General features: G+C 35.3%; 25 protein-coding genes, 1 tRNA gene and 1 other RNA gene. 25 read left to right on the top strand and 2 right to left on the bottom strand.

Going from position 1 to position 24,139, the window contains the following annotated elements; translation table 11 throughout:
- The first annotated feature begins 23 nt into the window (after positions 1–23).
- From DES36_RS01030 to DES36_RS00995, 8 genes are all read left to right on the top strand, one after another.
- Positions 24–380 (top strand): carboxymuconolactone decarboxylase family protein, encoded by a 357-nt coding sequence (locus DES36_RS01030; RefSeq protein WP_113919361.1) that lies wholly within the window; start codon positions 24–26, stop codon positions 378–380.
- A 161-nt stretch (positions 381–541) separates the two neighbouring features.
- Positions 542–634 (top strand) — tRNA-Ser (locus DES36_RS01025).
- A 245-nt stretch (positions 635–879) separates the two neighbouring features.
- Positions 880–1,143: signal recognition particle sRNA large type (gene ffs / locus DES36_RS01020), an RNA gene on the top strand.
- Between the two features lie 144 nt (positions 1,144–1,287).
- Positions 1,288–2,820 carry a DNA polymerase III subunit gamma/tau gene (gene dnaX / locus DES36_RS01015; RefSeq protein ID WP_113919360.1) on the top strand — a complete coding sequence of 511 codons (1,533 nt, stop codon included), beginning with the start codon at positions 1,288–1,290 and terminating at the stop codon, positions 2,818–2,820.
- 38 nt (positions 2,821–2,858) lie between these two features.
- On the top strand, positions 2,859–3,200 hold the full coding sequence (locus DES36_RS01010; RefSeq protein ID WP_113919359.1) for a YbaB/EbfC family nucleoid-associated protein: 342 nt from the start codon (positions 2,859–2,861) through the stop codon (positions 3,198–3,200).
- A gap of 256 nt (positions 3,201–3,456) precedes the next feature.
- Entirely contained in the window at positions 3,457–4,056 is a 600-nt protein-coding gene (gene recR, locus DES36_RS01005; protein ID WP_113919358.1) for a recombination mediator RecR, read from the top strand.
- 457 nt (positions 4,057–4,513) lie between these two features.
- Positions 4,514–5,326, top strand: coding sequence for a Cof-type HAD-IIB family hydrolase (locus DES36_RS01000; RefSeq protein WP_113919357.1), 813 nt, complete (start codon positions 4,514–4,516; stop codon positions 5,324–5,326).
- A 109-nt stretch (positions 5,327–5,435) separates the two neighbouring features.
- Entirely contained in the window at positions 5,436–6,053 is a 618-nt protein-coding gene (locus DES36_RS00995) for a hypothetical protein (protein ID WP_113919356.1), read from the top strand.
- A 544-nt stretch (positions 6,054–6,597) separates the two neighbouring features.
- On the opposite strand, the gene DES36_RS00990 is transcribed toward DES36_RS00995, so the two are convergent.
- Positions 6,598–6,933, bottom strand: a complete 336-nt coding sequence (locus DES36_RS00990) for a YlbF family regulator (protein WP_113919355.1) — start codon at positions 6,931–6,933, stop codon at positions 6,598–6,600.
- A gap of 208 nt (positions 6,934–7,141) precedes the next feature.
- Here DES36_RS00990 and DES36_RS00985 point away from each other — a divergent pair, with 208 nt between their 5' ends.
- The 7 genes from DES36_RS00985 (at position 7,142) to ychF (ending at position 14,149) form a co-directional block, all read left to right on the top strand.
- Positions 7,142–7,444: a bh protein gene (locus DES36_RS00985; RefSeq protein ID WP_113919354.1), complete on the top strand. Its 303-nt coding sequence runs from the start codon at positions 7,142–7,144 to the stop codon at positions 7,442–7,444.
- Between the two features lie 162 nt (positions 7,445–7,606).
- A complete protein-coding gene (ispF, locus tag DES36_RS00980) occupies positions 7,607–8,089 on the top strand; it encodes a 2-C-methyl-D-erythritol 2,4-cyclodiphosphate synthase (protein WP_113919353.1) in 483 nt (160 codons plus the stop codon).
- Between the two features lie 441 nt (positions 8,090–8,530).
- A complete protein-coding gene (gene cysS / locus DES36_RS00975) occupies positions 8,531–9,922 on the top strand; it encodes a cysteine--tRNA ligase (RefSeq protein WP_113919352.1) in 1,392 nt (463 codons plus the stop codon).
- Positions 9,907–10,353 carry a Mini-ribonuclease 3 gene (locus DES36_RS00970; RefSeq protein WP_341457112.1) on the top strand — a complete coding sequence of 149 codons (447 nt, stop codon included), beginning with the start codon at positions 9,907–9,909 and terminating at the stop codon, positions 10,351–10,353. The genes cysS and DES36_RS00970 overlap by 16 nt, the downstream gene beginning before the upstream one ends.
- 342 nt (positions 10,354–10,695) lie before the next feature.
- Complete coding sequence (gene sleB / locus DES36_RS00965) at positions 10,696–11,391, top strand: spore cortex-lytic enzyme (protein WP_113919351.1); 696 nt, start codon at positions 10,696–10,698, stop codon at positions 11,389–11,391.
- 11 nt (positions 11,392–11,402) lie between these two features.
- Positions 11,403–12,752 carry a germination protein YpeB gene (gene ypeB, locus DES36_RS00960; RefSeq protein ID WP_113919350.1) on the top strand — a complete coding sequence of 450 codons (1,350 nt, stop codon included), beginning with the start codon at positions 11,403–11,405 and terminating at the stop codon, positions 12,750–12,752.
- A gap of 305 nt (positions 12,753–13,057) precedes the next feature.
- On the top strand, positions 13,058–14,149 hold the full coding sequence (gene ychF / locus DES36_RS00955; protein ID WP_113919349.1) for a redox-regulated ATPase YchF: 1,092 nt from the start codon (positions 13,058–13,060) through the stop codon (positions 14,147–14,149).
- Positions 14,150–14,359: 210 nt separating this feature from the next.
- On the opposite strand, the gene DES36_RS00950 is transcribed toward ychF, so the two are convergent.
- Complete coding sequence (locus tag DES36_RS00950) at positions 14,360–15,472, bottom strand: HD-GYP domain-containing protein (RefSeq protein WP_113919348.1); 1,113 nt, start codon at positions 15,470–15,472, stop codon at positions 14,360–14,362.
- Positions 15,473–15,686: 214 nt separating this feature from the next.
- Here DES36_RS00950 and DES36_RS00945 point away from each other — a divergent pair, with 214 nt between their 5' ends.
- From DES36_RS00945 to fliY, 10 genes are read left to right on the top strand one after another with little or no spacing between them, the layout of a single operon-like run.
- Positions 15,687–16,142, top strand: coding sequence for a chemotaxis protein CheW (locus DES36_RS00945; RefSeq protein WP_113919347.1), 456 nt, complete (start codon positions 15,687–15,689; stop codon positions 16,140–16,142).
- A gap of 41 nt (positions 16,143–16,183) precedes the next feature.
- Positions 16,184–16,666: a chemotaxis protein CheD gene (locus tag DES36_RS00940; RefSeq protein WP_113919346.1), complete on the top strand. Its 483-nt coding sequence runs from the start codon at positions 16,184–16,186 to the stop codon at positions 16,664–16,666.
- Positions 16,667–16,712: 46 nt separating this feature from the next.
- Positions 16,713–17,726, top strand: coding sequence for a protein-glutamate methylesterase/protein-glutamine glutaminase (locus DES36_RS00935; RefSeq protein WP_113919345.1), 1,014 nt, complete (start codon positions 16,713–16,715; stop codon positions 17,724–17,726).
- Complete coding sequence (locus DES36_RS00930) at positions 17,723–18,496, top strand: CheR family methyltransferase (protein WP_113919344.1); 774 nt, start codon at positions 17,723–17,725, stop codon at positions 18,494–18,496. The genes DES36_RS00935 and DES36_RS00930 overlap by 4 nt, the downstream gene beginning before the upstream one ends.
- A gap of 22 nt (positions 18,497–18,518) precedes the next feature.
- On the top strand, positions 18,519–20,540 hold the full coding sequence (locus tag DES36_RS00925; RefSeq protein WP_113919343.1) for a chemotaxis protein CheA: 2,022 nt from the start codon (positions 18,519–18,521) through the stop codon (positions 20,538–20,540).
- A complete protein-coding gene (locus DES36_RS00920; protein ID WP_207657409.1) occupies positions 20,533–21,135 on the top strand; it encodes a chemotaxis protein CheC in 603 nt (200 codons plus the stop codon). The genes DES36_RS00925 and DES36_RS00920 overlap by 8 nt, the downstream gene beginning before the upstream one ends.
- 14 nt (positions 21,136–21,149) lie before the next feature.
- Entirely contained in the window at positions 21,150–21,512 is a 363-nt protein-coding gene (locus DES36_RS00915) for a response regulator (RefSeq protein ID WP_113919341.1), read from the top strand.
- 14 nt (positions 21,513–21,526) lie between these two features.
- Complete coding sequence (locus DES36_RS00910) at positions 21,527–21,931, top strand: chemotaxis protein CheW (RefSeq protein WP_170128124.1); 405 nt, start codon at positions 21,527–21,529, stop codon at positions 21,929–21,931.
- A 2-nt stretch (positions 21,932–21,933) separates the two neighbouring features.
- Positions 21,934–22,932 (top strand): flagellar motor switch protein FliM, encoded by a 999-nt coding sequence (gene fliM, locus DES36_RS00905; RefSeq protein ID WP_113919339.1) that lies wholly within the window; start codon positions 21,934–21,936, stop codon positions 22,930–22,932.
- Positions 22,929–24,011: a flagellar motor switch phosphatase FliY gene (fliY, locus tag DES36_RS00900; RefSeq protein ID WP_113919338.1), complete on the top strand. Its 1,083-nt coding sequence runs from the start codon at positions 22,929–22,931 to the stop codon at positions 24,009–24,011. The genes fliM and fliY overlap by 4 nt, the downstream gene beginning before the upstream one ends.
- Positions 24,012–24,139 lie beyond the last annotated feature (128 nt).

Raw genomic sequence — 24,139 nt, 5'->3', positions numbered from 1 at the left:
TAAAATAATGGAGGTGTGAACGTATGAATTCAAAGCAAAAAGAAATAAAAGAATTATTAAGTACATTTTTAGAGGGAATGAGAAATTTATCTTCAGAAGACCAGCAAGTTTACAGACCCTTTCAAGATTTAATCAATGCCATTAATAATCCAGGTGAATTAGAGGAAAAAGCAAAAGTGCTTATTAGCATTGGTATTGCAACATACAGTAGAAATGAACAATCCTTAGTCTATCATATAAATGAAGCTTATAAACTAGGAGCAACACAAGAAGAGATTGCAGAAGCGGCTATGGTATCTGTTATATCAGGTGGTATGGATTCTATGACCTTTTTTGTTACCTATGTAAAAGATGCTATTGAAGCACTACAAACAAAATAGTTGTAAGTTCTATGTTCTAAGATCTATGTTCTAAGATCTATGTAAAAGCTTTGGCCACCCTTGGTGGCCTGAATGTTTTTACTTAAAACTGGCAACGTAGAACTTACAACTAACGTGTTGACTTTTAAGAAGTGAACAGGTATAATTAAAATCCGAAGTACGGAGAGATGTCCGAGTTGGCTTAAGGAGCACGCCTGGAAAGCGTGTGTTACGTCACAAGCGTACCGGGGGTTCGAATCCCCCTCTCTCCGCCATATATGCGCCTTGCATCGCAGTGAACACAGAACAATGAACAGCGTACATCAGTTTAATGTGAATATCGCATATATGTATTGTTCAATATTCAATGCTTATTCTTTATTGTTCACTAAAGGTTTTATGTATTTAAATAATCAGGTAAAAATGAATATATTAAAATATTAGCTATATCTAATTTGACCTGATGATAAATTAATTTAATAATGCATGTCCAATGAGACATTTTGCATATACCCATTTGTCGTGCTAGACGGGGAGTTAGCGGTGCCCTGTACCTGCAATCCGCTATAGCAGGGTTGAATTCCTGACCGAGGGTATAATCTTTGGGGTCTGACCTTGGCAAGTGGTGTTGAGAATCGGGCCCTGTGCAATAGACGCTTGTGAACCCCGTCAGGTCCGGAAGGAAGCAGCGGTAAGCAAGCTAATCTATGTGCCTCAGGTCTACCTGATTTGAGCCAACTACCAAGGTAACGCTCGAAGATTATATTCGACGAAAGGTGCACGACTCTTTCTTTAAAACAAAGGACTTCTTTTTCTAAGGAGTTCTTTTTTTGTGAAAAAATTGGTTGGTTGAGAAAAAGTAAAAACTACTCTATCTCTAAATAATTTGATATAATAGTAAGAAAATATTCTCCCATGGAGTGAAGAGATGGAACATATAGCTTTATACCGAAGATATCGACCTACAAACTTTTCAGAGGTTATTGGTCAAGATAATATTGTTAAGATATTAAAAAATCAAATTATAACAGAAAAAATTGGTCACGCTTATTTATTTAGTGGAACTCGAGGAACTGGGAAAACTTCTGCTGCTAAGATTTTTGCAAAAGCTGTAAATTGCGAAAATCATGGAACTGGTGAACCATGTCAGAAATGCGAAACTTGTAAGGCAATCGACAATAATAATATCATGGATATTGTCGAAATTGATGCTGCTTCAAATCGAGGGGTAGATGAAATCCGAGAGTTAAGAGAGCGGGTCAAATATCCACCTACAGTGGGAAGCTACAAGGTCTATATTATAGACGAGGTTCACATGTTGACTACAGAAGCCTTTAATGCCTTACTAAAGACTTTAGAAGAGCCTCCGAAGCATGTTATCTTTATTTTGGCCACTACTGAACCAAATAAATTACCTACGACCATTCTGTCTAGATGTCAAAGATTTCACTTTAAAAGATTGGAATTGAAAGACATCTATAGTAGAATGGACTATATATGCACAGAACTTAATGTACAAATTGAAGAAAAAACCTTAAAACTCATTGCTAAAAATGCAGATGGAGCCATGAGAGATGCTCTAAGCATATTAGAACAATGTCTATCTATTAGCGATGATAATATGGTAGATTACAATAGCGTAAAAGAGTTATTAGGTATCAGTGGGGATCAATTGGTCTATGGACTTATTGAAAATATTATTCATAAAGATATTCACAGTGCCCTTAACACTTTAGAGCAAGCCTATGGAAATGGAAAAGAAATTGCCCAATTAGTCAATCAGATGGTGGTATGTCTAAGAGATATGCTCATACTAAAGGTAACAAATTCCTCTGATAATCTAATGGAAGCAAGTGAAGAAAATACGAATACATTAAGAGAGCTAAGCACTCAAGTAGAAAATGAATTGTTATCTTATTATATTGAAAGTTTAGCGGAGATGGAAAGCAAAATAAAATACAGCACTCTACCAAAGGTCTTAATGGAAGTACTTCTGATCAAGCTTTGTAGCGTAGGTTTATCTACAAATACAGTGACAAATTCTAATGTAGAAATTGCTCAGGACAAAATATCGAATAGAAAACCAATAGAAAAGATTATAGAAAGTACGCAAAGTAAAAATAATAGACAAGAAGAGCGTAAACAAGCAAAGGGGAATATTGACTTTGAGACATTGTGCAATACTATAAAAAAAGACAGACCACTCATAGGAACGGCTCTTGAAATGGGAACGTGCAAAGAGATTTCAGATGAAAAATGTAGCGTTGCCTTTAATAAAGACAATTCCTTTCACTACAATACGGTACACAAAAACAGACAGTATATTGAAGACCAAGTAAAAAAATTAATAAATCCAAATTGCTATTTTAATTGTGGGACTGAAGAAAAGGGAGGAGACGACTTCCTAAGTCGCACAAAAGAAGTATTTGGAGAAGATAAAGTTTTTTTAACAGATAAATAGCAAAATAATGAAGAAGGTATATTAAGGAGGAATAAATTATGGCAAAAAAAGGTTTTCCAGGCGGAATGGGTAATATGAATAATATGATGAAGCAAGTTCAGAAGATGCAAGCAGATATGCAAAAAATGCAAGGCGAATTAGAAGAAAAAGAAATAGAAGCTACCTCTGGTGGTGGAGCAGTAAAAGTTATAGCTAATGGAAAGAAAAATATTGTCTCAATTAAAATCAATCCAGAAGTAGTAGATGAAGATGATGTAGAAATGCTAGAAGACTTAGTACTGGCTGCTGTAAATGAAGCTTTAAGAAGTGCAGAAGCAATGGTAAGCGACGAAATGAGCAAAATAACAGGGGGAATGAATCTACCAAAGGGGCTATTTTAGTATAGCTGGATTAATTGCTGTTTAAGTATAGTATCATTATGTAGAATAGCCATCAGCTGCCAGCCACAAATCACCAGCTGCCAGCAATCACCACCACTATTTGCCGCCAATGGCGGCATTTTGAAAAGTGGAGAATAGATGATGCCGTGGTCATCCTGAGCGCCAGCGAAGGATCTTAATTAAGCTACCAACGGTAGCTATACTGATTGCTGAACGCTGGTGGCTGATAGCTGTATCTATGAGAAGAGGGGAAATCATGTCGTATTATTCAGAGCCAATTTCAAAATTAATACATGAATTTAGTAAATTACCTGGCATAGGAAACAAATCTGCTCAGAGATTGGCAATGCATGTGTTGAAGATGAATAGTGAAGATGTAAAAAATTTAGCTGATGCAATCGTAGAGGCAAAAGAAAAGGTGATTAACTGTTCTACTTGCTTTAATATTACATCAAATGACCCTTGTTCCATTTGTTCTGATATTCGAAGAGACCAGGGCACTATTTGTATTGTTCAAGAGGCCAACGATATCATTGCTATCGAAAAGACAAAAGAATACCATGGCTTATATCATGTATTGCAGGGAGCAATCTCACCTATGGAGGGAATAGGACCAAACGAAATTCGGATTAGAGAGCTTATATTGAGGCTTCAAAAGGAAGATGTCCAAGAGGTGATCCTAGCCACAAACCCTAATATTGAAGGGGAAGCCACTGCAATGTACATCTCTAAACTAATAAAACCTTCAGGAATCAAAGTCACCAGAATAGCTCACGGCATTCCAATAGGAGGTAATTTAGAATACACAGACGAAGTAACCCTATCAAAAGCTATTGAAGGAAGACATGAAATATGAGCTTCCTTCTTTTATTTTTTTGAAGATATACTTTGCGCTTAGAATTTGTGCTTTTAAGCTTTTTACTTCTTCAAATGGAGATGGTTGGACAGTTGGACAGTTGGACAGTTGGACAGTTGGACAGTTGGACAGTTGGACAGTTGGACAGGAAAATCTTAAAAGCTGAAAACTATAAAGAAAATCAATCGCACCTAAGGGCGAGGTTGATTTCTTATTATTAGAATAAAATGAAAAAACCTTCAATGAACAATGAAAAATGAATACTGAACATGGAACAGTACAAATATGCGACTCAACAACCCTTTATATTGTTCACTGTTCATTGTTCACTGCGACGTAAGTCGCATATTTGCTGACCACCTGACCACCTGAAAAGTGAAAACGTATCCAATTGAATCCCTCTGCCTTACCCTGTATACTATTAAGTATAAATACCAAAAACAGTAGGAGGGCTAGCATGGATTACCAATTAATTGCCACGGATATGGATGGAACTCTTTTAGATAGCAATAAATCGATACCAAAGGAAAGTATTGAAGCCTTACATATTTTAGAAAATAAAGGGATCAAAATCATGTTTTCTACTGGGAGACCTATTGAATCAGCAGCGTCTTATGCTACTTCTATAAATATTAATCCCAGTTTTGCTGCCTGCAATGGTGCGGTCATATCTTATGAAGATTATTTAGAAACCATCCACTTAGATAAAGAACAAATTATCAAAACAGCTAAAATATGCGATGAGTTAAATTTTGAATACATAATCTACACAGAAAATATGGGTTATTATACATCTCTAGATATTTATAACGAATACTATAGAGACAATAAATTGGTGCGAGCAGATGCCGTATCTAAAGTACTATTTAATACAATCCAAGATATTATGGATTTAGACGATATGAATAAAATTATAAAGGTAGATTTCTTTGATCCAAAATCTCGGATAATGGATATATACTCTCAATTTCCCATTGATTTGAACAAATCAAATTTAATCTTACAAGATGAATCTAGTATCGAAATAACCAACAAAAAGGTTAGCAAAGGAAATGCAGTCAAAAAAGTTGCAGAGTATTATAAAATACCAAGAGAAAAAATCATCGCCATAGGTGATGGAGGCAATGATGTGAGCATGTTCGAATACGCAGGTTGTAGTGTATCCATGGGCAATGCTAGAGACATAGTAAAAAGCAAAGCAGACATGGTGACGGACACGAATGACAATCTTGGTTTTGTAAAAGCCCTAAAAAAATTAAATATTTTATAGTTACTTTTAAGAAGCTTCTCGGTTATCTAGAGGCTTCTTTTTTATCCGTCACACAATCCCTAATCAAGCGTATATTATAGTAAGATTCTAGGAATGGAGGCGAGTGTGTTTGGAGGAAAATACAAATTATAGCACAAACAATAATGAAATTAATTATTCACCAGAATTTGTGAATATTGAAGGTTTGCAAGGAGTAAATTCAAGTCAAGGAATGGAGAATTTTATGCAAGATATGAATAATTTTGGTCCGATGTATGGGATGGATGAAACCAGTATAAATAGTGATGTATGGTCTGTTGATGATGGAATGGATAATATGTACAATATGCCACCAATGCAAGGAGGAATGGACAGCATGTATAATATGCCACCAATGCAAGGAGGAATGGACAGCATGTACAATATGCCACCAATGCAAGGGGGAATGGACAGCATGTACAATATGCCACCAATGCAAGGCGGAATGGACAATATGTACAATATGCCACCAATGCAGGGTATGAATGGATACAATATAATGCCTATGGGGGGGACTTGTACTGAAGTAATTAGGTGCGTTGCTTCAATGTGTTACATGGCAAGTGTTTTCTTTATGCAAATGCTTCAAAATAGCAATGGCTATGATATGGGGATGTACCAAAACCCAATGTACCAAAGCCCAATGGGAGGATGTGGTTGCAGCAACTGCACTCAAGATGACAACTACGGCTATCCACCAATCTACTAAATTTTGATAAAGGTGTTCGAGGAGTAAGGATTACATATCGCTTTCTCGAGCATCTTTTTTTGATAGCGGAAAGCTGAAAGCGGAAAGCTGAAAGCGGAAAGCTGAAACTTTTAACGTTGATATGTTGGAAAACTTAGTTGGACGGTTGGACGGTTGGACGGTTGGACGGGAAAACTTAAAACTTAAAAGTGGAAAGTGGAAAGGAAAATAATGAGCTATTCTAAACAATAATTCTAAATTCTAAATGAGACTGTGAAGAAAAGTCTGTAAATTATTAATTGTGTGCAAAGCACACATAGGTCATCCTGGAGCGTAGCGAAGGATCTTGACCCCAGAGGAATACCCAAGCCCTGGCGGCTGACGGCTGAACGCTGATCGCTGGCCGTAGGCCCCGTCATCCTATACCACAGCGAAGGATCTAAGGCCACGGAGCCATGCGCCAGATGGTGACGGAACCTCGTCAGGAGTCATCTTTTTGAAAAAGCCACCATTGGTGGCAGAGTGCTGATAGCTGACCGCTGATGGCTAAAGCACTTTCCGGGCTTTATTGATTAATAATCATACTAATCTCTACATTTAGCTCATTAAATACAGCGAAAGTTTTCTTTTGAAACCCGTCAATAGCATTTCGGTATTCTTTCATTTCTCTTGTCATAAGAAGTCCTTGATATTCTTTTGTAAGAGAAGTCATTAAGGATTGCTTTTTTTCTGGAGATGCAGCCATATTGACAATCTTCACTTGTTTTGCTTCGTAGTTTTTTACGAGAGTACCTAATTTAGGATGTGCGTAAAGCTCTCTTCTTTTTTTATTCATCAGCTGGTATTCTTTTGTTTCCATCAATTCCTTTGCCATTGCTTTTCCAATCGCTTTAAGGCTCATAAAATCCCTCCTATGCTATTTCTTTATTGTATTAGATAAGTCGCAAATAGGTTCCTATTATAGGCTTTGGTGAGGATAAAGAAGTGCAGTTTTGGGTAACAATATTCATAGGTAGCATAGGAAAAACAAGGAATTTGCCTTGAAAATATCTAGGCTAGCTTATTGAGGTATGCTATAATGAAAGCAAAGAACGAAAAGGAGAATGAAAATGTCAAATTCTCATATGGATGCCTATCTATTTTGTATACATTGTGATAATGAAACGAAACATAGTATTCACTATAAGAGCAATAAGATCAATATGATTAAATGTACTAGTTGCGGTGTAGAGGTAAAAATTGATCAAGATTACGTACAAAAGCACTTTAAAGAAGAATTTGTTCATAGAGTTTTGACAAAGCCTGCTAGAATGACAAAGGAAATGGAAGCAGACCTGACAGGGTTTTTGAAGAGTTTACCATTTCGAGTAGTGACAAAACCTTTTAGGGTATATAGAGAATTTAAAGAATAGTGTAGCGCTTTGCGCAATGAGCAGTTGAAAATTAAGAATTTACAATTAAGATAAAGCCTTATAGGCTTTTTATGAAGAGATTTAAGTGGTCTTTGTCAAGCTGTGCTTTTGCAAAGGTTTATAATATTGACAAGTTACCAAGAGAATCAAAAGGAGTTTTACATGCGAATAGGAATAGGGTACGATGTTCATAAATTAGTGGAAGATCGAGATTTGATCATAGGCGGGGTGAAAATTCCTCATTGTAAAGGATTATTAGGTCATTCAGATGCGGATGTATTAATACACGCTATTATGGATGCTATTTTAGGAGCTCTTGGCCTAGGTGATATCGGCAAGCATTTTCCAGATACAGATGAAAAATACAAAGGTGCAAATAGCATGGAGCTACTTGGACATGTATATACATTAATGATAGATTATTCTTACACTATAGGAAATATTGATGGAATTATTGTAGCGCAAAAACCTAAGATGGCGCCTCATATAGAAACTATGAAAGAAAATATTGCAGGAGTTCTTCAAATACCAAAAGAAGATGTGAATATAAAAGCTACTACAGAAGAAGGACTAGGCTTTACAGGTACAGAAGAGGGCATAGCTAGTCACGCGGCAGTAATTTTAAAGCGGAAAGCTGAATGCTGAAAGCGGAAAACTGAGTGGTTGGACGGGAGAATTTAAAAGTGGAAAGCTGAATGCTGAAAGCGGAAGAAAAACTCGCCTTTAGGCGAGGTGTTTTTAACTATCTAGAGTTCATGTCCACCTATCTATTCAGATACCACTTTTCCGTGCTTTTTATATATTAGAAAGTTCTACTTTAGACTCTAGCTCTTGCTAGTCATCCTGAGCGCAAGCGAAGGATCTTGACCCAAAAGGAATCCAAATGCTAGTGACTAAAGACTAATGACTAATGACTAAAGACTAGCTAGCGGCTAATGCGCCACAGGCGCTATTCTTGTAACTTTATGTTTAAGTATAGTTGATGACAATCGTTGAACTATTGTTCGACAATTGTTCAACTATAGGTTAACGCACGGATTCTGTCTGATTACTTACTATTACTATTGAACAAACAAGGAGCGAAAAATGAAATTATATAACACAATTCACCAACAGAAAGAAGAATTTAAGCCTATTGAAGAGAATAAGGTGAAAATGTATGTATGTGGACCTACGGTTTATAACTTTTTTCATATTGGTAATGCTAGGCCTTTTATTATTTTTGATGTTTTAAGAAGGTATTTTGAATATATAGGATATGAAGTTACTTATATACAGAACTTTACAGATGTAGATGATAAAATTATTAATAAAGCCATTGAAGAAGGTGTGGAAGCATCGGAAATCTCTGAAAGATATATTGAAGAGTATTTTATTGATGCCGATGGTTTAGGAGTCAAAAGGGCCACAATGCACCCTAAAGTCAGTGAAAATATGGACGCTATTATTTCCTTTGTTCAAAAATTGGTGGATAAAGGTCTAGCCTATAATGTAGATGGAAATGTATATTACAGGGTAAACAGATTTAAAGAATACGGCAAATTGTCTAAACAATCTATTGAAGATCTAGAGCAAGGCGCAAGAATTTCTATCAGTGAAGAAAAAGAAGACCCTCTTGATTTTGCACTATGGAAAAAGGAAAAACCAGGGGAACCTTCATGGGAAAGTCCATGGGGAAATGGTAGACCAGGTTGGCATATTGAGTGCTCCGCAATGAGTCAAAAGTACTTAGGCGACACGATAGACATCCATGGAGGTGGACAGGATTTAATTTTCCCTCACCATGAGAATGAAATTGCGCAAACAGAAGGGGTTACAGATAAAACATTTTCAAATTATTGGATTCACAATGGCTATATCAATATAAATAACGAAAAAATGTCCAAATCTAAGGGGAATTTTTTTACTATTCGAGACATTTCCCAGGAAATCGACTTAGAAGTAGTGCGTTTTTTCATGTTAAGCGCCCATTATCGTCATCCAATTAACTTTAGTAAAGATTTACTAGAACAATCGAACACAGCATTAAATAGATTGTACAATACTAGAGATCATTTGTTGTTCTTATTGGAAAAAGCAAAAGAAAATAACAATGAAATAGAACCATGGGCTTTGAGATTGCCAAAATACAAAGAAGCTTTTAAAAATGCTATGGAAGACGATATCAATACGGCTGAAGCTATTGCAGTAATCTTTGAATTGATTAAAGCGATTAATACCAATATCGACGAGAAGAGCAACAAAATAACAGTGAAAGCCTCATTAGATCTTTTTACAGAATTGACAGGAGTCCTAGGAATTGTGACAAAAAAAGAAGAGAAACTATTAGATGTTGAAATCGAAGAAATGATAGAGCGAAGACAAATTGCTCGAAGCCAAAAGGACTTTGCCTTATCTGATCAAATACGAGATGAATTAAAAGACAAAGGCATTGTTTTAGAAGATACAAGAGAAGGTGTAAAGTGGAAGAGAATTTAGAAAATCAAGATTGTTTTGACCTGTTTTCAAAGAACCTTTCCTTAAAAGAGGTCAAAGCCATGAATCCACTCACCTTAGCCTATATAGGAGATGCAGTGTATGAAATCTGTATCAGAAAATATTTAGTTTTAAAACACCCTATTAAGGTAAATGAGCTCAATAAAAAGTGCATAAAATTTGTGAAGGCTACTGCACAAAAGAGTGTTGTAAATGCTATAGAAGGGGAATTAACAGAAGAAGAGATTCGCATAATAAAAAGAGGCAGAAACTCCTCTCCAAAAACCGTTCCCAAACACACCCAATTAATAGACTACAAGCTAGCCACAGGGTTCGAAGCTTTACTGGGCTATTTGTATTTACTTGGAGATCAAAAAAGACTTGAATATATTATAGAACAAGCAATAAAAATAACGTTAGCTGATAGTATATAGCTAGCGTTTTTTTATTTGGTGAATCTTTCTAGCTAGAAAGCTGGAATATTGAGATTTTGCAAAGTTGAAAGCGGAATGGTGAAAGCTGAAAACTCGCCTATAGGCGAGAAATTTAAATTCTCATTATCTCATTGATGGAAAACTATTATTTATCCTTTTGCTCTACAAGTTTTATAAATGCTACCAATAGTAGCTAAAGAGTTCCGCTGTCCGCTATTTATACAAAAAGAAATAACACTCATGCGTTATTTCTTTTTGTATAAATAAGACAATTAAACATAAAATAACCTTGAAAATTTTAAACACATTCGTGTCAATGTTTTAATATGTAGGAGGTTCATTATGAAAGTTAGGAAGAAAAGACAGATTACTTTACTGTTAACTTTAACAATTCTCGCTTTCCTATTTGTAGAAGGATCCGTATTAGCGCAAAATGCCATCTACTATGGAAGCGATCCTGATGCAGTTGGAAAAGTTCAAAGAAAATTAAAAGAATGGGGCTATTATGACTACGGTGTAGACGGATATTATGGCTGGAGAACAGAAGAGGCTGTAAAAAAGTTTCAGCGAAAAAATGGCTTGGATGTAGACGGAATTTGTGGTGCAAATACATTAAAGGAATTGGGTTTAGGGAATCTAGTCAATAAAAGTAGGAGCACTTCTTCTCCAAAGAAAGCAAGTGGAAATAGGAGTGAAGCCCGTTTACTAGCACAATGTATCAATGGAGAAGCGAGAGGAGAACCTTATGTAGGACAAGTTGCAGTAGCCGCAGTTATTTTAAATCGAGTAAATCATCCTGAATTCCCTAATAGCATAAGTGGTGTAATTTATCAACCAGGGGCATTTGATGCAGTTTCAGATGGTCAAATATACCTAGAGCCTTCAGAGTCCTCCGTTAAGGCTGCAAATGATGCATTGGCTGGCTGGGATCCTTCTGGTGGGGCTATATACTATTACAATCCAGTAACGTCTACGAATCAGTGGATATTATCTAGGCCGATTATTGCAGAAATTGGAAAGCACGTATTTTGTGATTAGGGGGGATATTTATGAAGAATAAAAATATTATTATCGGTGTTCTCTTGGTAGCTTTAATAGGCATTGGTGTATTCGGTTATCAACAAAGACAGGAGACAACAAGCTACCGAACAAGATTAGAAAATAATTATCAATATGATTTTCAATCATTGCTCAGTACTGTAAAAAATATAGAGACCAATATGTCAAAGGCTATAGTCAGTTCATCTCACTCTATGTCTGTTGAACTGTTGACAGAAGTTTGGAGACAGGCCGATTTAGCTCAAACCTATTTGGGTAGATTGCCACTTACTCACTCTACACTAAAGGATACAGCTAAGTTTTTAAATCAAGTTGGAGATTTTTCGTATTCAATGGCAAAAATTCATATGGACTCTGGAACTTTGACGAAAGAACAGCGAAATGATTTTCAAAGGCTAAATAATAGTTGTAGTTATTTATCTCAACAATTACAGGAAATGAATGAAAGCGTCACCTCAGGAGAGATTACATTTGCAGAAGGCTCTAGAGAAAGCAATGAAGGAAATTTAGATGAAGCAGCTGAAAATCTAGTTATGAGAAACTTTACAACAGTACAAAAAGAAATGGAAGATTACCCTAAGTTAATATATGATGGACCTTTTTCGGATCACATTTCAGAAGTGGAACCTAAGTGGATAGAAGGGGAAAAAATTACAATAGAAGAAGGCCAGAAAAAGGCAATTGAGTTTATCGGTAGTGAAAATGTTGAAGAGGTAGAAAGCTCTGGTAATGTTGAGGGTGTCATAAAAGCGTATAAGTATAATATTAAAATAAAAGATCAAGAGGAAAGCGCATATGTAGAGATCACACAAAAGGGTGGTCATGTGCTTAAAGCGATGATGAATAGAGTACCTCATCAGCAGAAATTATCTATGAAAGAAGCCCAAAAGAAGGCAGATGAATTCTTAAAAGAAAAAGGATACAAAAATATGGAGAACTCCTATTATCAAAAATATTCTAATGTAGGCGTATTCAATTATGCTTATACAGAAGGAGATGTCCTTTGTTATCCTGATTTGATTAAAGTTCAAATAGCCCTTGATAATGGCGGATTTTTAGGAATCGAAGCGCAGGGTTTCCACTACGCTCATCATGAGAGAGAAATAGAAAAGCCTGTCATTACGATGGAACAAGCGAAAGAGAATCTAGTAAAGGACTTTGAATTAACCAGTGAACGACTGGCCATTATACCAACAGATTTTAAATCAGAAGTACTTTGCTATGAATTAAAGGGAACCTATAATTACAAATGGTTTATCATTTATATCAATGCAAAAACCGGCGAAGAAGAACAAATACTTCAAATTATAGAGGCAGATGAATCGGTGTTAACTCTATAACTGCGGAATGCGGAAAGTGGAAAGCAGAAAGCAGAAAGGAAAAACTTTACTCGCCTATAGGCGAGATATATAAGATCCTTCGCTGCGCTCAAGGATGACAGAGTAGTTCGTTGGAGTCGGCTCTAGATGCCAAAGGCACTTAATAGACCCAAGCTACTGCTTATGTCATCCTTGAGGAGCTTGCGACGAAGGATCTTTTGTTTTTAACAACGATTGTTCAAGACCGAAAAGCGCTTTTTAGAACTATACAACTTGGAACTTTTTCATGTATAATAGACATATCAATACATGAGAGGAAGTAGTAAATGAAAATTGGAATCGTTGGCTTACCAAATGTAGGTAAGAGTACTTTGTTTAATGCAATAACAAAAGCAGGAGCCCAGTCAGCAAATTATCCCTTTTGCACAATTGAACCAAATGTTGGCGTAGTATCTGTTCCTGATTACAGATTAGATAAATTAGTAGCTTTATATAATAGTGAAAAGACCGTACCAACAGCTATTGAGTTCTTTGACATTGCTGGTCTAGTAAAGGGAGCTAGTAAAGGCGAGGGTCTAGGCAACAAGTTTTTGGCTAATATCCGTGAAGTAGATGCCATTGCTCATGTGGTAAGATGTTTTGAAGATACGAATATTGTTCACGTAGATGGTAAAGTAGATCCTACTCGAGATCTAGAGACCATCAATCTTGAATTAATATTTTCAGATTTAGAAGTATTAGAAAGAAGAATTCAAAAAACTTCTAAAAATGCGAAATCAGGCAATAAAGGCGATAAAGTAGAATTAGAAATTCTCATAAAGATTAAAGAGATATTAGAAGGGGGCAAGTTTGCCTCAGAAAAGAACTTTGATGAAGATGAGTGGGAAATCATTAAATCTCTTCAGCTGCTCACTACAAAACCTGTCCTTTACATTGCAAATGTCTCAGAAGAAGACGTAGCAAGTGAAGACAATGAAATGGTCAAGGCCTTAAAAGAGTATGTCAAAGATGAGGGTTCAGAAGTAATAAAAATCTGTGCTAGTATTGAAGAAGAAATATCTCAGTTTGAGCCAGAAGAAAAAGAAGAGTTTTTAAGGGAATTAGGTTTATCTGAGTCGGGATTAGACAAAGTAATCAAATCCGGTTATAAACTGCTAGGTTTAATTACTTATATTACAGCAGGACCAAAGGAAGTAAGGGCGTGGACTATAACGGAGGGAACAAAAGCCCCACAAGCCGCTGGAAAAATTCATACTGATTTTGAACGAGGATTTATCCGGGCAGAGATTACCCCTTATGAAAAATTAATGGAAGCAGGTTCCGACGTAAAAGCAAAAGAATTAGGCTGGACCCGAGTAGAAGGAAAAGACTATGAAGTCAAAGACGGCGATGTAATACTTTTCCGATTCAATGTTTAATTTGAGTGGTGAGACGTGAGAAATGTAGGCTACTAGTAGCCTACATTTTTAATTTTAAGTCCTCTTTATATATAATTGAATTTTTAATCTATAAGACTTGCCTCTAGCTCCTGCCCAGTCATCCTGAGCGTAAGCGAAGGATCTTGACCCCAAAGAAATACCCCAATACTAGTGACTAAATACGAAAGACTAGCGACTAATAACCAGCGACTAAAGCGTCGAAGGCACGTTCTCTTGTGCTTCGCTATATAATTCTTCTATTACTACATCAAACCGTTCCATCAAATCTAAATCCATTGAATTTATATCTGTGCAGTTATCGTTTATCACAGATACTACAGGACGAAGAACATATTTAGGGTTCGTTTTTTTGATTACTGCAAGATCCTTATTGCTTAATCTGACTATGCTACCTACAGGGTAAGGATTGATTCTCTTGATAAACGAGCTTACCATGTTTAAATCAAAATCTGTTCCACAAGAACCCATAAGTAATTCTAAAGCTTCGTTTGGTGATACCGCTTTTCTATAAGCTCTATCAGAAGTTAAGGCTTCATATACATCGCAAATGGAAACTATTTTTGCAAAAGGAGATATATTTTTTGCTTTTAAATTATTAGGATAACCTAAGCCATTGGCTTTTTCGTGATGTTCATAAACAATTGATAGAGCAATAGAATCGATATTCACTTGATTTTTCAAATAGTCATAACCTAGTTTAGGATGTTCTTTTATTATTGCAAATTCTTCAAAGGTCAATTTTCCTGGTTTTAACAAAATTTCTGTTGGAATAAATAATTTCCCGAGATCATGAAGGAGTGTACCCACTGTTATAGATTGCAATTGTTTTTTTTCATAACCAAGTTCTATTGCTAATACGATTGCCAATAATGCTGTATTCACGGAGTGGTTGTAGGTATCGTTGTCTCTATTTTTTATATCAACTAAATGAAAACCAATTTGCTTAGTAAATAATACATTATCTACTAATTCACCAGCTAAAGATGAAATATTATTTATGATTTCATTACTTTTTACTGAACTAGGATTGCTTTCAGTAGATAGTTTGTGTAATTGTTTGAAGCTTTCTTTTATTGTATAAATTGCCCTTTTTTTTAACTCTGGTCTGATGATATTGTCAATTAATTGCTCGCTATATGAATCCTCAATATATAAAAACTCTACTCCGTTTTTTCGTGCGGTATCAATCATCTTTTCATGCAAAGGATATCCGGCTCTGAGTAGCAAAGCCCCACTTTTACTATATATGGTTTTCGATAATATTGCCCCTGGCAAGATCGAATTTATTGGCACCAATCTCATTTGTTATCGACCTTTCTAGATTTATTATCTATCATACTATTTTTAATCACTTACTGAATTTGAAAAATATTTGAAAAATATTTGATATATATTTGATATTTATAAAAACAATATCGACAAATTTTGATAATAGTTAATAATTTGTGTCGAAATATATTAATTAATAAAAGAAAAACACGATATAGTACATATAGTATTAATAGGAGGAATTGCCATGGAACAATTTATCGTATTTATAAACAATGGTCAACATTTTGCTCTTGATATTTCAAAAATTGAGCGGATCATAGAATTTCAACAGCCTAAGAAAATACCAGAAGCATCTGATTATTTACTAGGTGTGATACAACATAATGGCGAAATTTTACCTATTATTGATTTGACAAAGAGATTATATAATAACGACTCTCTAAATTCAGACAGTAAAAAGGTGATTGTCGCTGCATGGAAAGAAAAGCAAATGGGATTTGTAGTAGAAGATATTAAGGAAATAAGCAGTTTTGAACCAAATCAATATGAAAAAATGAATCGAGATATATCTATTTCAAAAGCATATATTAGAGGTTTTATTAAGACAAATGACGATATTATCATTGTTTTAGATATAGATCGATTGTTTACCCTTGAGCAAGAAAAAGAAATTAGAGAAGGTATTGAGTATGCCCTTTAAATTGGAATATCACTTCTCCACAGAAAGAGTGGTGAAGAACCGTGTCTGATGAAATAAAAGTGGGGATCTCAGACTATAAAATAGGAGAATCGCCTGATAAATTGATTACTTTAGGATTAGGCTCCTGTGTGGGAATTGCCATCTACAATAAAAGTAGCAAAGTAGGAGGTCTAAGCCATATTATGTTGCCTGACAGTACTTTTTTTATGAAAGATTTAAAACCTGAAAAGTTTGCTGATTTAGCGATACCTAAGATGGTGAGCGAGATTACAAAGGGTAGATCCTATGCAAATCTAGTAGCTAAGATTGCAGGAGGAGCCAGTATGTTTAATTTTGCCGATAAAAAAACAAATACCAATATTGGGGAACGAAATGTGTTGGCTGTCCAACAAAAGCTAAAAGAATTAGGCATTCCTATTTTGGCTAGTGATACAGGTGGGAGCATAGGAAGGACTATGATTGTGGATTTAGAGAGTTTTGTAGTGAAAATAAGAACAGCAAATAGAGAAATAACAATATTATAGCTCTCAAAGAAGTCAATATGAATTAGCTAAATAAAGGGAGACAAATATGAATACAAAATTACTAATCGTCGATGATTCTGCTTTCATGAGAAAAGTGATTTCCGATTCTGTAAAAGAAATGCAAGGAATAGAAGTAGCTGGCATTGCTCGTGATGGACTAGATGCTCTAGAAATTATTCCAAAACTTAAACCAGACATCATCACCTTAGATGTAGAAATGCCTAAATTAAATGGGCTAGAAACATTAAAAATTATTAAAGAAAAATACAATATTCCGGTGATTATGATCAGTTCTCATACTGGAGCCGATATTACGATTGAAGCTCTTCAGATAGGAGCTGTAGATTTTATTGAAAAACCGCAAGATATTAAATCGAACCTGGGTGATTTAAAAGTAGAATTAGAAAATAAAATCAAATCTGTTTTAGGGAAAAGGGAAAGTAAGCATTTCAATAAACAGAATAATAGCAGTACATCTTATGGACAAACACATGAGATCGAAGCAGTAGTCATAGGAGCATCTACTGGTGGGCCTAAGGCCCTTACTCAACTTATTCATAAATTGCCCTCAAAAGCTAGGGTACCTATTTTTATTGTTCAACATATGCCAAAAGGCTTTACTACCTCTTTTGCAGCAAGATTAGATCGTGAAACATCTCTTAAAGTGGTAGAAGCAGAGGAAGGTATGCTCATACAAGCGGGAACGGTATACCTTGCCCCTGGAGATTTTCATATGACAATAGATAAAAATAGAATTCGATTGAATAAAGAAGATAAGATTTACGGGGTTCGACCAGCAGTAGATTATCTGTTTTCAAGTGCTGCAAAAGTATACAAAAACAAATTACTAGCCGTAATAATGACAGGAATGGGCAGAGATGGAACCATAGGTCTTAAAGAAATCAAAAAAGCTGGAGGATATACCATCGCTCAGAGTGAAGAGTCTTGTGTGGTCTTTGGTATGCCGGGACACGCCATATCTTCTAATGTCATTGATAAGATTATGAACTTACCAGATATTGCAAGCAGTATAAGTAGACATGTAGGGGTGTTGAGATGAATTTAGACTTTGATTTCTTCTACAGTTGGGTTAAATCAAATTTACATATAGACTTAAATGCATATAAGGAAAAACAGCTTCAGAGAAGAATTGCTACAATCATGAAAAATTCTGGGGCATCTGATCTAAGAGAATATGCAAAACTCATTAGCCAAGATCAGGAAACAAAAAATATATTTCTAGATTATATCACCATTAATGTTACAGAGTTTTTTCGAAATAAAGAGATTTTTGAACAATATGAAGCAGTAATAAAAGATGTGCTTATTCCTAGATTTAGAAGTATAAATATTTGGAGTGCAGCTTGCTCCGTAGGCGCAGAACCTTACTCTATAGCAATAATACTAGATAAATACAATTTATATAAAGGAAATAAGATTCTTGCAACAGATATTGATGATAATATCCTGAAGAAAGCTCAGAAGGGAGTATTTTACGATCATCAGTTGAAAAATGTAAGCTCAAAAGATTTGGCTCATTATTTTATGCAACAGGACAATCAGTATGTTATTGATGAAAAAATTAAGAATATGGTGTCCTTTAAAAAACACGATCTCATACTAGATCAATACGAAAAGAATCTGCATTCCGTAGTGTGTAGAAATGTAACGATTTATTTTAAAAACGAAGCCAAAGATCAAATTTATGCAAAGATAAGTCAATCTCTAGTTTCCGGAGGAGTACTTTTTACAGGTGCCACTGAAAGCATCTACAATCCAAAGGAAATTGGATTAAAAAAATTATCTACATTTATTTATGAAAAGATATAGTTTATAGATAGGAGGGTTACACATGGACGACAATAGTAAATATCGGGATTTGTTTTTTGAGGAAACAGATGAGTACTTGCAGACTTTAAATGATTGTTTGCTCCAATTAGAGAAAGATTCTCAAGATAGCAGCCTCATAGATGAAATCTTTAGAGCAGCCCATACTCTTAAGGGAATGGCAGCCACAATGGGATACGAAAGCATGGCAGAATTAACTCACCATATGGAGAATGTGTTGGAATTATTTCGCAGTGGAGCTTCTACAATTGATTCTGAAATCATCAGTTTACTTCTAAGTTGCTTAGACAAATTATCTGAAATTGTAGAAGATCTAAGGGAAGAGAAGTATACGGATTTTGATATTGAGGACTTGGTAAAAGTTCTTGACCAAGTAGCCAAGCAAAACAACACACAGGATAATGAAGAGGAAGAAGAGTCGACTTTTAGGATGGATGAGGATATAAGTGACACGGATTTATTTGTTATAAAAAATGCTCAAGACAAGGAGTACAATGCTTTCCATATAGGTGTTCGCATTTCTAAGGACAGTCTTTTAAAAGGGGCAAGGGCTTTTTTAATCATCAATAGACTAGAACAAGGAGGAGAAATTCTCCAATTAAGCCCTTCAGCGGAAGATCTAGAAGAGGGTAATTTTGAAGATCGATTTACATTAATTTATCTAACAAGGCTTGAAGGATCTGAAATAGAGGAGACTATTGGAAATATAGCAGAGATTGAACAAGTAATCATCGAGAGCGTAGAAAAGAGTGAAGTTGCTGCCACCTTAACTGTTGCAGAAGAGGTTCCTAAAGAGGAAATCCAGGAATCAAATATTACTCCTATGCCTGCAAATAAGATTGAAAAGAACAAAGACAAAAATAATGCTCATCATGTTAATCAATCCATACGAGTAGACCTGAGTAAGTTGGATAGTTTTATGAATTTGGTCTCGGAACTGGTAATCTATAGAACTCGATTAGAAGACCTTTGTACGGATTTTAAAACTACGGAAATCAATGAACACTTAGAACATGTTGCAAGAATCACCTCGGAGCTACAGGATTTAGTCTTGAAGATTCGAATGCAGCCAGTAAATGTAGTATTTAATCGGTTCCCAAGGATGATTCGAGATTTATCTAAAGAATTAAACAAAGAAATTGAACTGGTCATAGAAGGTGAAGATACAGAGTTAGACCGAACAGTGGTCTCTGAAATTGGCGAGCCTTTGATACATTTACTTCGAAATGCAGCAGATCACGGTATAGAATCCGTAGAAGAGAGAGTGGCTTTAGGAAAGCCTGAAGTAGGAACTGTGAAGCTTTCTGCTTATCAAGAAGGTAATCGCGTAGTTATAACTGTTAGCGATGACGGAAAAGGCATTGATCCAGAAGCAGTACAGCAAAGCGCCATGAGAAAAGGCATTAGTACAGAAGGTATGAGCCCTAGAGACATGGTGAACCTGATTTTTAGTCAGGGATTTTCTACGGCAAAAGAAGTAACCAATGTCTCAGGTAGAGGCGTAGGAATGGATGTGGTCAAGCAGAAAATCATCAAATTAGGTGGTAGCATAGAGGTACAAACAGAAGTCAATAAGGGAAGCACTTTTGTCATTAAATTGCCACTGACCTTATCTATTATCCAGGCCCTTCTTGTAAATGTAGGGGAAGAGACTTTTGCTCTGCCACTAGGCGTTATTGAAAAAGTTGTAAAAGTAGAAAAAGACGAAATTTTGCAATCTCATAATAGTGAGGTTTATATTTATAGAAATAAGGCCATTCCAATTATAAGGGTAAATAAAAGTTTGGGTATTGAATCTGAACGAACAAATAAACATATTATCCTAGTTTTATTAGGAGATCAATATTATGGACTCCTAGTAGATGATCTAATAGGACAACAAGAAATCGTTATTAAAAAGCTTAGTAGAGTTCTCGGCAAAATGAGAGAGTATCTAGGCGCCACCATACTTGGAGATGGAGATATTACCCTTATTTTAGATGTGAGCAATCTAAGCAAAGATGTGAAAGGAGAATATCTTGAATAAGGATAATTATACTCTTTTACAAATTGATACGATAAAGGAATTGGCAAATGTTGGTGGGGGAAATGCAGCTACGAGCATATCTCAATTAATAGGCAAACCTGTTAGTATGGAAGTACCTACTATTGAAATCTTAAATTACAATAATGTATTTAATAAAATCATGCCTGAAGATACCTTGATTGATGCTATTATGATGAGAATGTTAGGAGACGCAGAAGGGATTTACTTATTTGTAACCAGGCCAGAAGCATCTAAAGCCTTGATTCAAATGATGTTGCCTGATTTTATAAAAGAGAAAAATGAAGAATTAAATCATTCGACCTTGAAGGAATTAGTCAATATTGTAGTATCTTCTTATTTAAATGCCATCTCAAAGATGGTCAATGTAAATCTCATTTCTTCTGTACCTTCATTAAGTGAGGATATGTTTGGAGCGATACTAAGTAGTGCTTATATAGAGTCTGAGCAATACGACGAAAATATTATGATTATAAAAAATGAATTTCTTTATCAAGGTGAGAGAATAGAGTCTTCTTTATACTTTATTCCCAAACCAGGCGTGCTAAAAAAATTATTCAAAATATTAGGTGTTTGAAAGGAGAAAAGATCATGTCAAAGAGAATTTTAATAGTAGATGATGCGATTTTTATGAGGATGAAATTAAAGGATATATTAGAAAAGGGTGGATACGAGGTCGTTGCAGAAGCTCAAAACGGTGTCGAAGCTGTAGAGAAATTTAAAACAGAAAATCCAGATTTAGTAACTATGGATATCACTATGCCAGAGATGGATGGCATTGCTGCATTAAAGAGCATCAAAGAAGTAAATCCTAATGCTAAAGTTATTATGTGTAGTGCAATGGGACAACAATCTATGGTAATGGATGCCATAAGAGCTGGAGCCCTAGACTTTATCGTCAAACCTTTTGATAATGACCGAGTCATACAATCAATTGATAAAGCGTTACAGTAATGGAGTTGAAAAAAATGCAGATTATTGTATTCACATTAAATGACAAATACTATGCTATAAATACAGAACATGTAGAGGAAATTAGTAGAAATATCCCTTCTACAAGGGTACCTAGTGCACCCTACTGGATTGAAGGTCTTATTAATTTAAGAGGAAATGTAGTATCTCTCGTTAATTTATGTAAACTTTTGCGCAAAGAAGATGATAGATGCTATAATAATATTATTCTTATTAATGATGAAGATGAAAAAGTAGGTCTTTTAGTAAAAGATGTTATTGAGGTTATCGAGATAGAAGCAGATAATATTGAAAGGGTTCATACACAAGTAGTTGATGGAATAGTAGGTATCATTCAACTAAATGAGTACATTGTCAATATCATCGATATAGGGATATTACTTGCTGAAAATGAGGGATAGATTTGAATGAAGTCTTATCACAACAAGAAATAGACACGCTGTTACAAGCATTAAATACTGGAGAACTAGACCCAGAAGCTGTAAAGCTGGATGAAGAAAAAAATCGCGTCAAACCTTATGATTTTAGGCGCCCAATTAAACTTTCAAAGGAATACATTAATACATTGCATATGATTTTTGAGAATTTCTCAAAAATCGCTGGCAATTTATTGACAAGTCAGATCCGCGTCAATGCTGCTTTGAGTTTGGGAGCTGTAGAGCAAATTAGTTTTGATGAATTCATTCGTTCAACTCCTAATCCAACAATGCTAGGTGTATTTCATTCAAAGCCTTTAAATGGGAATCAAATGTTAGAATTAAACCCCCAACTTTGCATGCAGATTGTTGAACTCATGTGTGGTGGGTCTCAAAGTGATTTTAGTAAAAATATATCTAGAAAAGACGTCTTTACGGATATTGAAGTGGGAATACTGGAGGAAGTCATTTCGAGTTTGTTAAAAGCCTTTGAAGCAGCATGGAACGAAATTGCAGAAATTGAGACGGTTATTGATGATTTAGAGACAAACCCCCAATTAATTCAAAATATGTCACCTAATGAACCAGTTGTATTAATAAGTTTTTCCGTAGTGATACATGAACACAAGAGTTTTATGAATATATGTATACCTTATATGTCCATTGAAAGTATTATGGAAAAATTAAGTTTAAAAAACTGGTTTGATTTAGATAAGAATCAAAGCAATGAAAATAGAGGATTAATAGAACAAAGTCTAATCCATTCTGATGTAGAATTAAAAGTGGAGTTGGGAAGGACCATTATTACTATAGATGATTTCTTGCAACTAGAAGAAGGAGATATTATACAGTTAGATATTCAAACAAATTCTCCACTTCGAATGTGCGTAGAGAATCAGTTGCACTATTATGTTAGACCTGGTGAAATGAACGGAAAATTAGCAGTAGAAGTATTACAATATGTAGAAGAGGATGTTGAGCAATGAACCAAAACTTTTTATCTCAAGAGGAAATAGACGCTCTACTAGGCAGTAGTTCTGTAGATGAAGAAGAGTCTCAGTTAAGTGAAACAGAAAAAGACATTATTGGAGAAGTTGGTAATATCTCTATGTCTACAGCAGCAACAACCCTTTCTTCTATACTTAATAAAAAAGTTTTAATAACTACACCCAGGGTTTCCTGGATACCTTTTGAGCAGATTATAAAAGAATGCGATATTCCTAAAGTTGTAGCACATATAAAATATAAAGAAGGACTAAAGGGCATCAATTTACTCATGATGGATGTTACAGATGCCACAATTATTGCAGACTTAATGATGGGTGGAGATGGAACGAATAAAAAGGATGTTCTTTCTGAGCTAGAGTTAAGCGCTGTCGCAGAAGCAATGAACCAGATGATTGGGTCTGCATCTACATCTATGGCTACGATGTTAGGAAGAGATGTAGATATTCTCCCTCCTGATGTTTCCTTATGGGCTAATGAATTAGATTTTGATATTACAGAGATTAGCAAGGAAAATTATATGTGTAAAATTGCATTTGATCTAAATGTAGAAGGATTGATACAAAGTCAGATCATGCAAATTTTTACGAAAGAAACAGTAAATGAAATTTCTACTTTACTCATGGGAGATACTATGGTGACTTCTTCAATAGAACAATCACCCCATTCTTTAGGGGAGCAAGAATACATTGAGGAAATCCCTTCAATAGAGAAAGCAGAAGAGGTAAGTACAGAAAAAATATCCGTACAAAAGCCTGCATTTCCACCTCTTACAAAGCCTTCTGAGGAGAGAAAAGCACCTAGAAACCTAGATTTAATCATGGACGTGCCCCTAGAACTTAGTGTAGTTCTTGGAAAAACCCGCAAGACAATTAAAGAAGTCTTGTCCTTCGGAAATGGTTCCATTATAGAATTAAACAAACTAACCGATGAACCATTAGAAATTTACGTAAATGGAAAACTCATCGCACAAGGCGAAGTTGTAGTTATAAATGAAAACTTCGGCATAAGAATTACGAATATACTCAGTAAAGAGCAAAGAGTGAAGAATCTTAAGTAAGATAGTAAGGTGGTAACGTGGTAAGCAAAACCATAACTCGCCAAAGGCGAGAAGTGGTTTGAGTATTCCACTTACAGCTGTAAACCAAAAAGAAAAAATCCCTTGGGGATTTTTTCTTTTTGGTTTAC

The sequence above is a fragment of the Alkalibaculum bacchi genome, from assembly GCF_003317055.1.
GTDB classification, from domain to species: domain Bacteria; phylum Bacillota; class Clostridia; order Eubacteriales; family Alkalibacteraceae; genus Alkalibaculum; species Alkalibaculum bacchi.
Note: the sequence above shows the minus strand (reverse complement) of the source record. Positions and strands in the feature narration are given on the sequence as shown.

Bases quoted from the DNA above. Each gene is read 5' to 3' on its own strand.
- dnaX (WP_113919360.1), top strand. From the start codon at position 1,288: ATGGAACATATAGCTTTATACCGAAGATATCGACCTACAAACTTTTCA.
- DES36_RS01010 (WP_113919359.1), top strand. From the start codon at position 2,859: ATGGCAAAAAAAGGTTTTCCAGGCGGAATGGGTAATATGAATAATATG.
- DES36_RS00945 (WP_113919347.1), top strand. From the start codon at position 15,687: ATGGAACAATTTATCGTATTTATAAACAATGGTCAACATTTTGCTCTT.
- DES36_RS00910 (WP_170128124.1), top strand. From the start codon at position 21,527: ATGCAGATTATTGTATTCACATTAAATGACAAATACTATGCTATAAAT.
- ypeB (WP_113919350.1), top strand. From the start codon at position 11,403: ATGAAGAATAAAAATATTATTATCGGTGTTCTCTTGGTAGCTTTAATA.
- sleB (WP_113919351.1), top strand. From the start codon at position 10,696: ATGAAAGTTAGGAAGAAAAGACAGATTACTTTACTGTTAACTTTAACA.
- DES36_RS00950 (WP_113919348.1), bottom strand. From the start codon at position 15,472: ATGAGATTGGTGCCAATAAATTCGATCTTGCCAGGGGCAATATTATCG.
- DES36_RS00990 (WP_113919355.1), bottom strand. From the start codon at position 6,933: ATGAGCCTTAAAGCGATTGGAAAAGCAATGGCAAAGGAATTGATGGAA.
- DES36_RS00935 (WP_113919345.1), top strand. From the start codon at position 16,713: ATGAATACAAAATTACTAATCGTCGATGATTCTGCTTTCATGAGAAAA.
- DES36_RS00985 (WP_113919354.1), top strand. From the start codon at position 7,142: ATGTCAAATTCTCATATGGATGCCTATCTATTTTGTATACATTGTGAT.
- recR (WP_113919358.1), top strand. From the start codon at position 3,457: ATGTCGTATTATTCAGAGCCAATTTCAAAATTAATACATGAATTTAGT.
- ispF (WP_113919353.1), top strand. From the start codon at position 7,607: ATGCGAATAGGAATAGGGTACGATGTTCATAAATTAGTGGAAGATCGA.
- DES36_RS00930 (WP_113919344.1), top strand. From the start codon at position 17,723: ATGAATTTAGACTTTGATTTCTTCTACAGTTGGGTTAAATCAAATTTA.
- DES36_RS00915 (WP_113919341.1), top strand. From the start codon at position 21,150: ATGTCAAAGAGAATTTTAATAGTAGATGATGCGATTTTTATGAGGATG.
- fliY (WP_113919338.1), top strand. From the start codon at position 22,929: ATGAACCAAAACTTTTTATCTCAAGAGGAAATAGACGCTCTACTAGGC.
- DES36_RS00925 (WP_113919343.1), top strand. From the start codon at position 18,519: ATGGACGACAATAGTAAATATCGGGATTTGTTTTTTGAGGAAACAGAT.
- cysS (WP_113919352.1), top strand. From the start codon at position 8,531: ATGAAATTATATAACACAATTCACCAACAGAAAGAAGAATTTAAGCCT.
- DES36_RS01000 (WP_113919357.1), top strand. From the start codon at position 4,514: ATGGATTACCAATTAATTGCCACGGATATGGATGGAACTCTTTTAGAT.
- DES36_RS01030 (WP_113919361.1), top strand. From the start codon at position 24: ATGAATTCAAAGCAAAAAGAAATAAAAGAATTATTAAGTACATTTTTA.
- ychF (WP_113919349.1), top strand. From the start codon at position 13,058: ATGAAAATTGGAATCGTTGGCTTACCAAATGTAGGTAAGAGTACTTTG.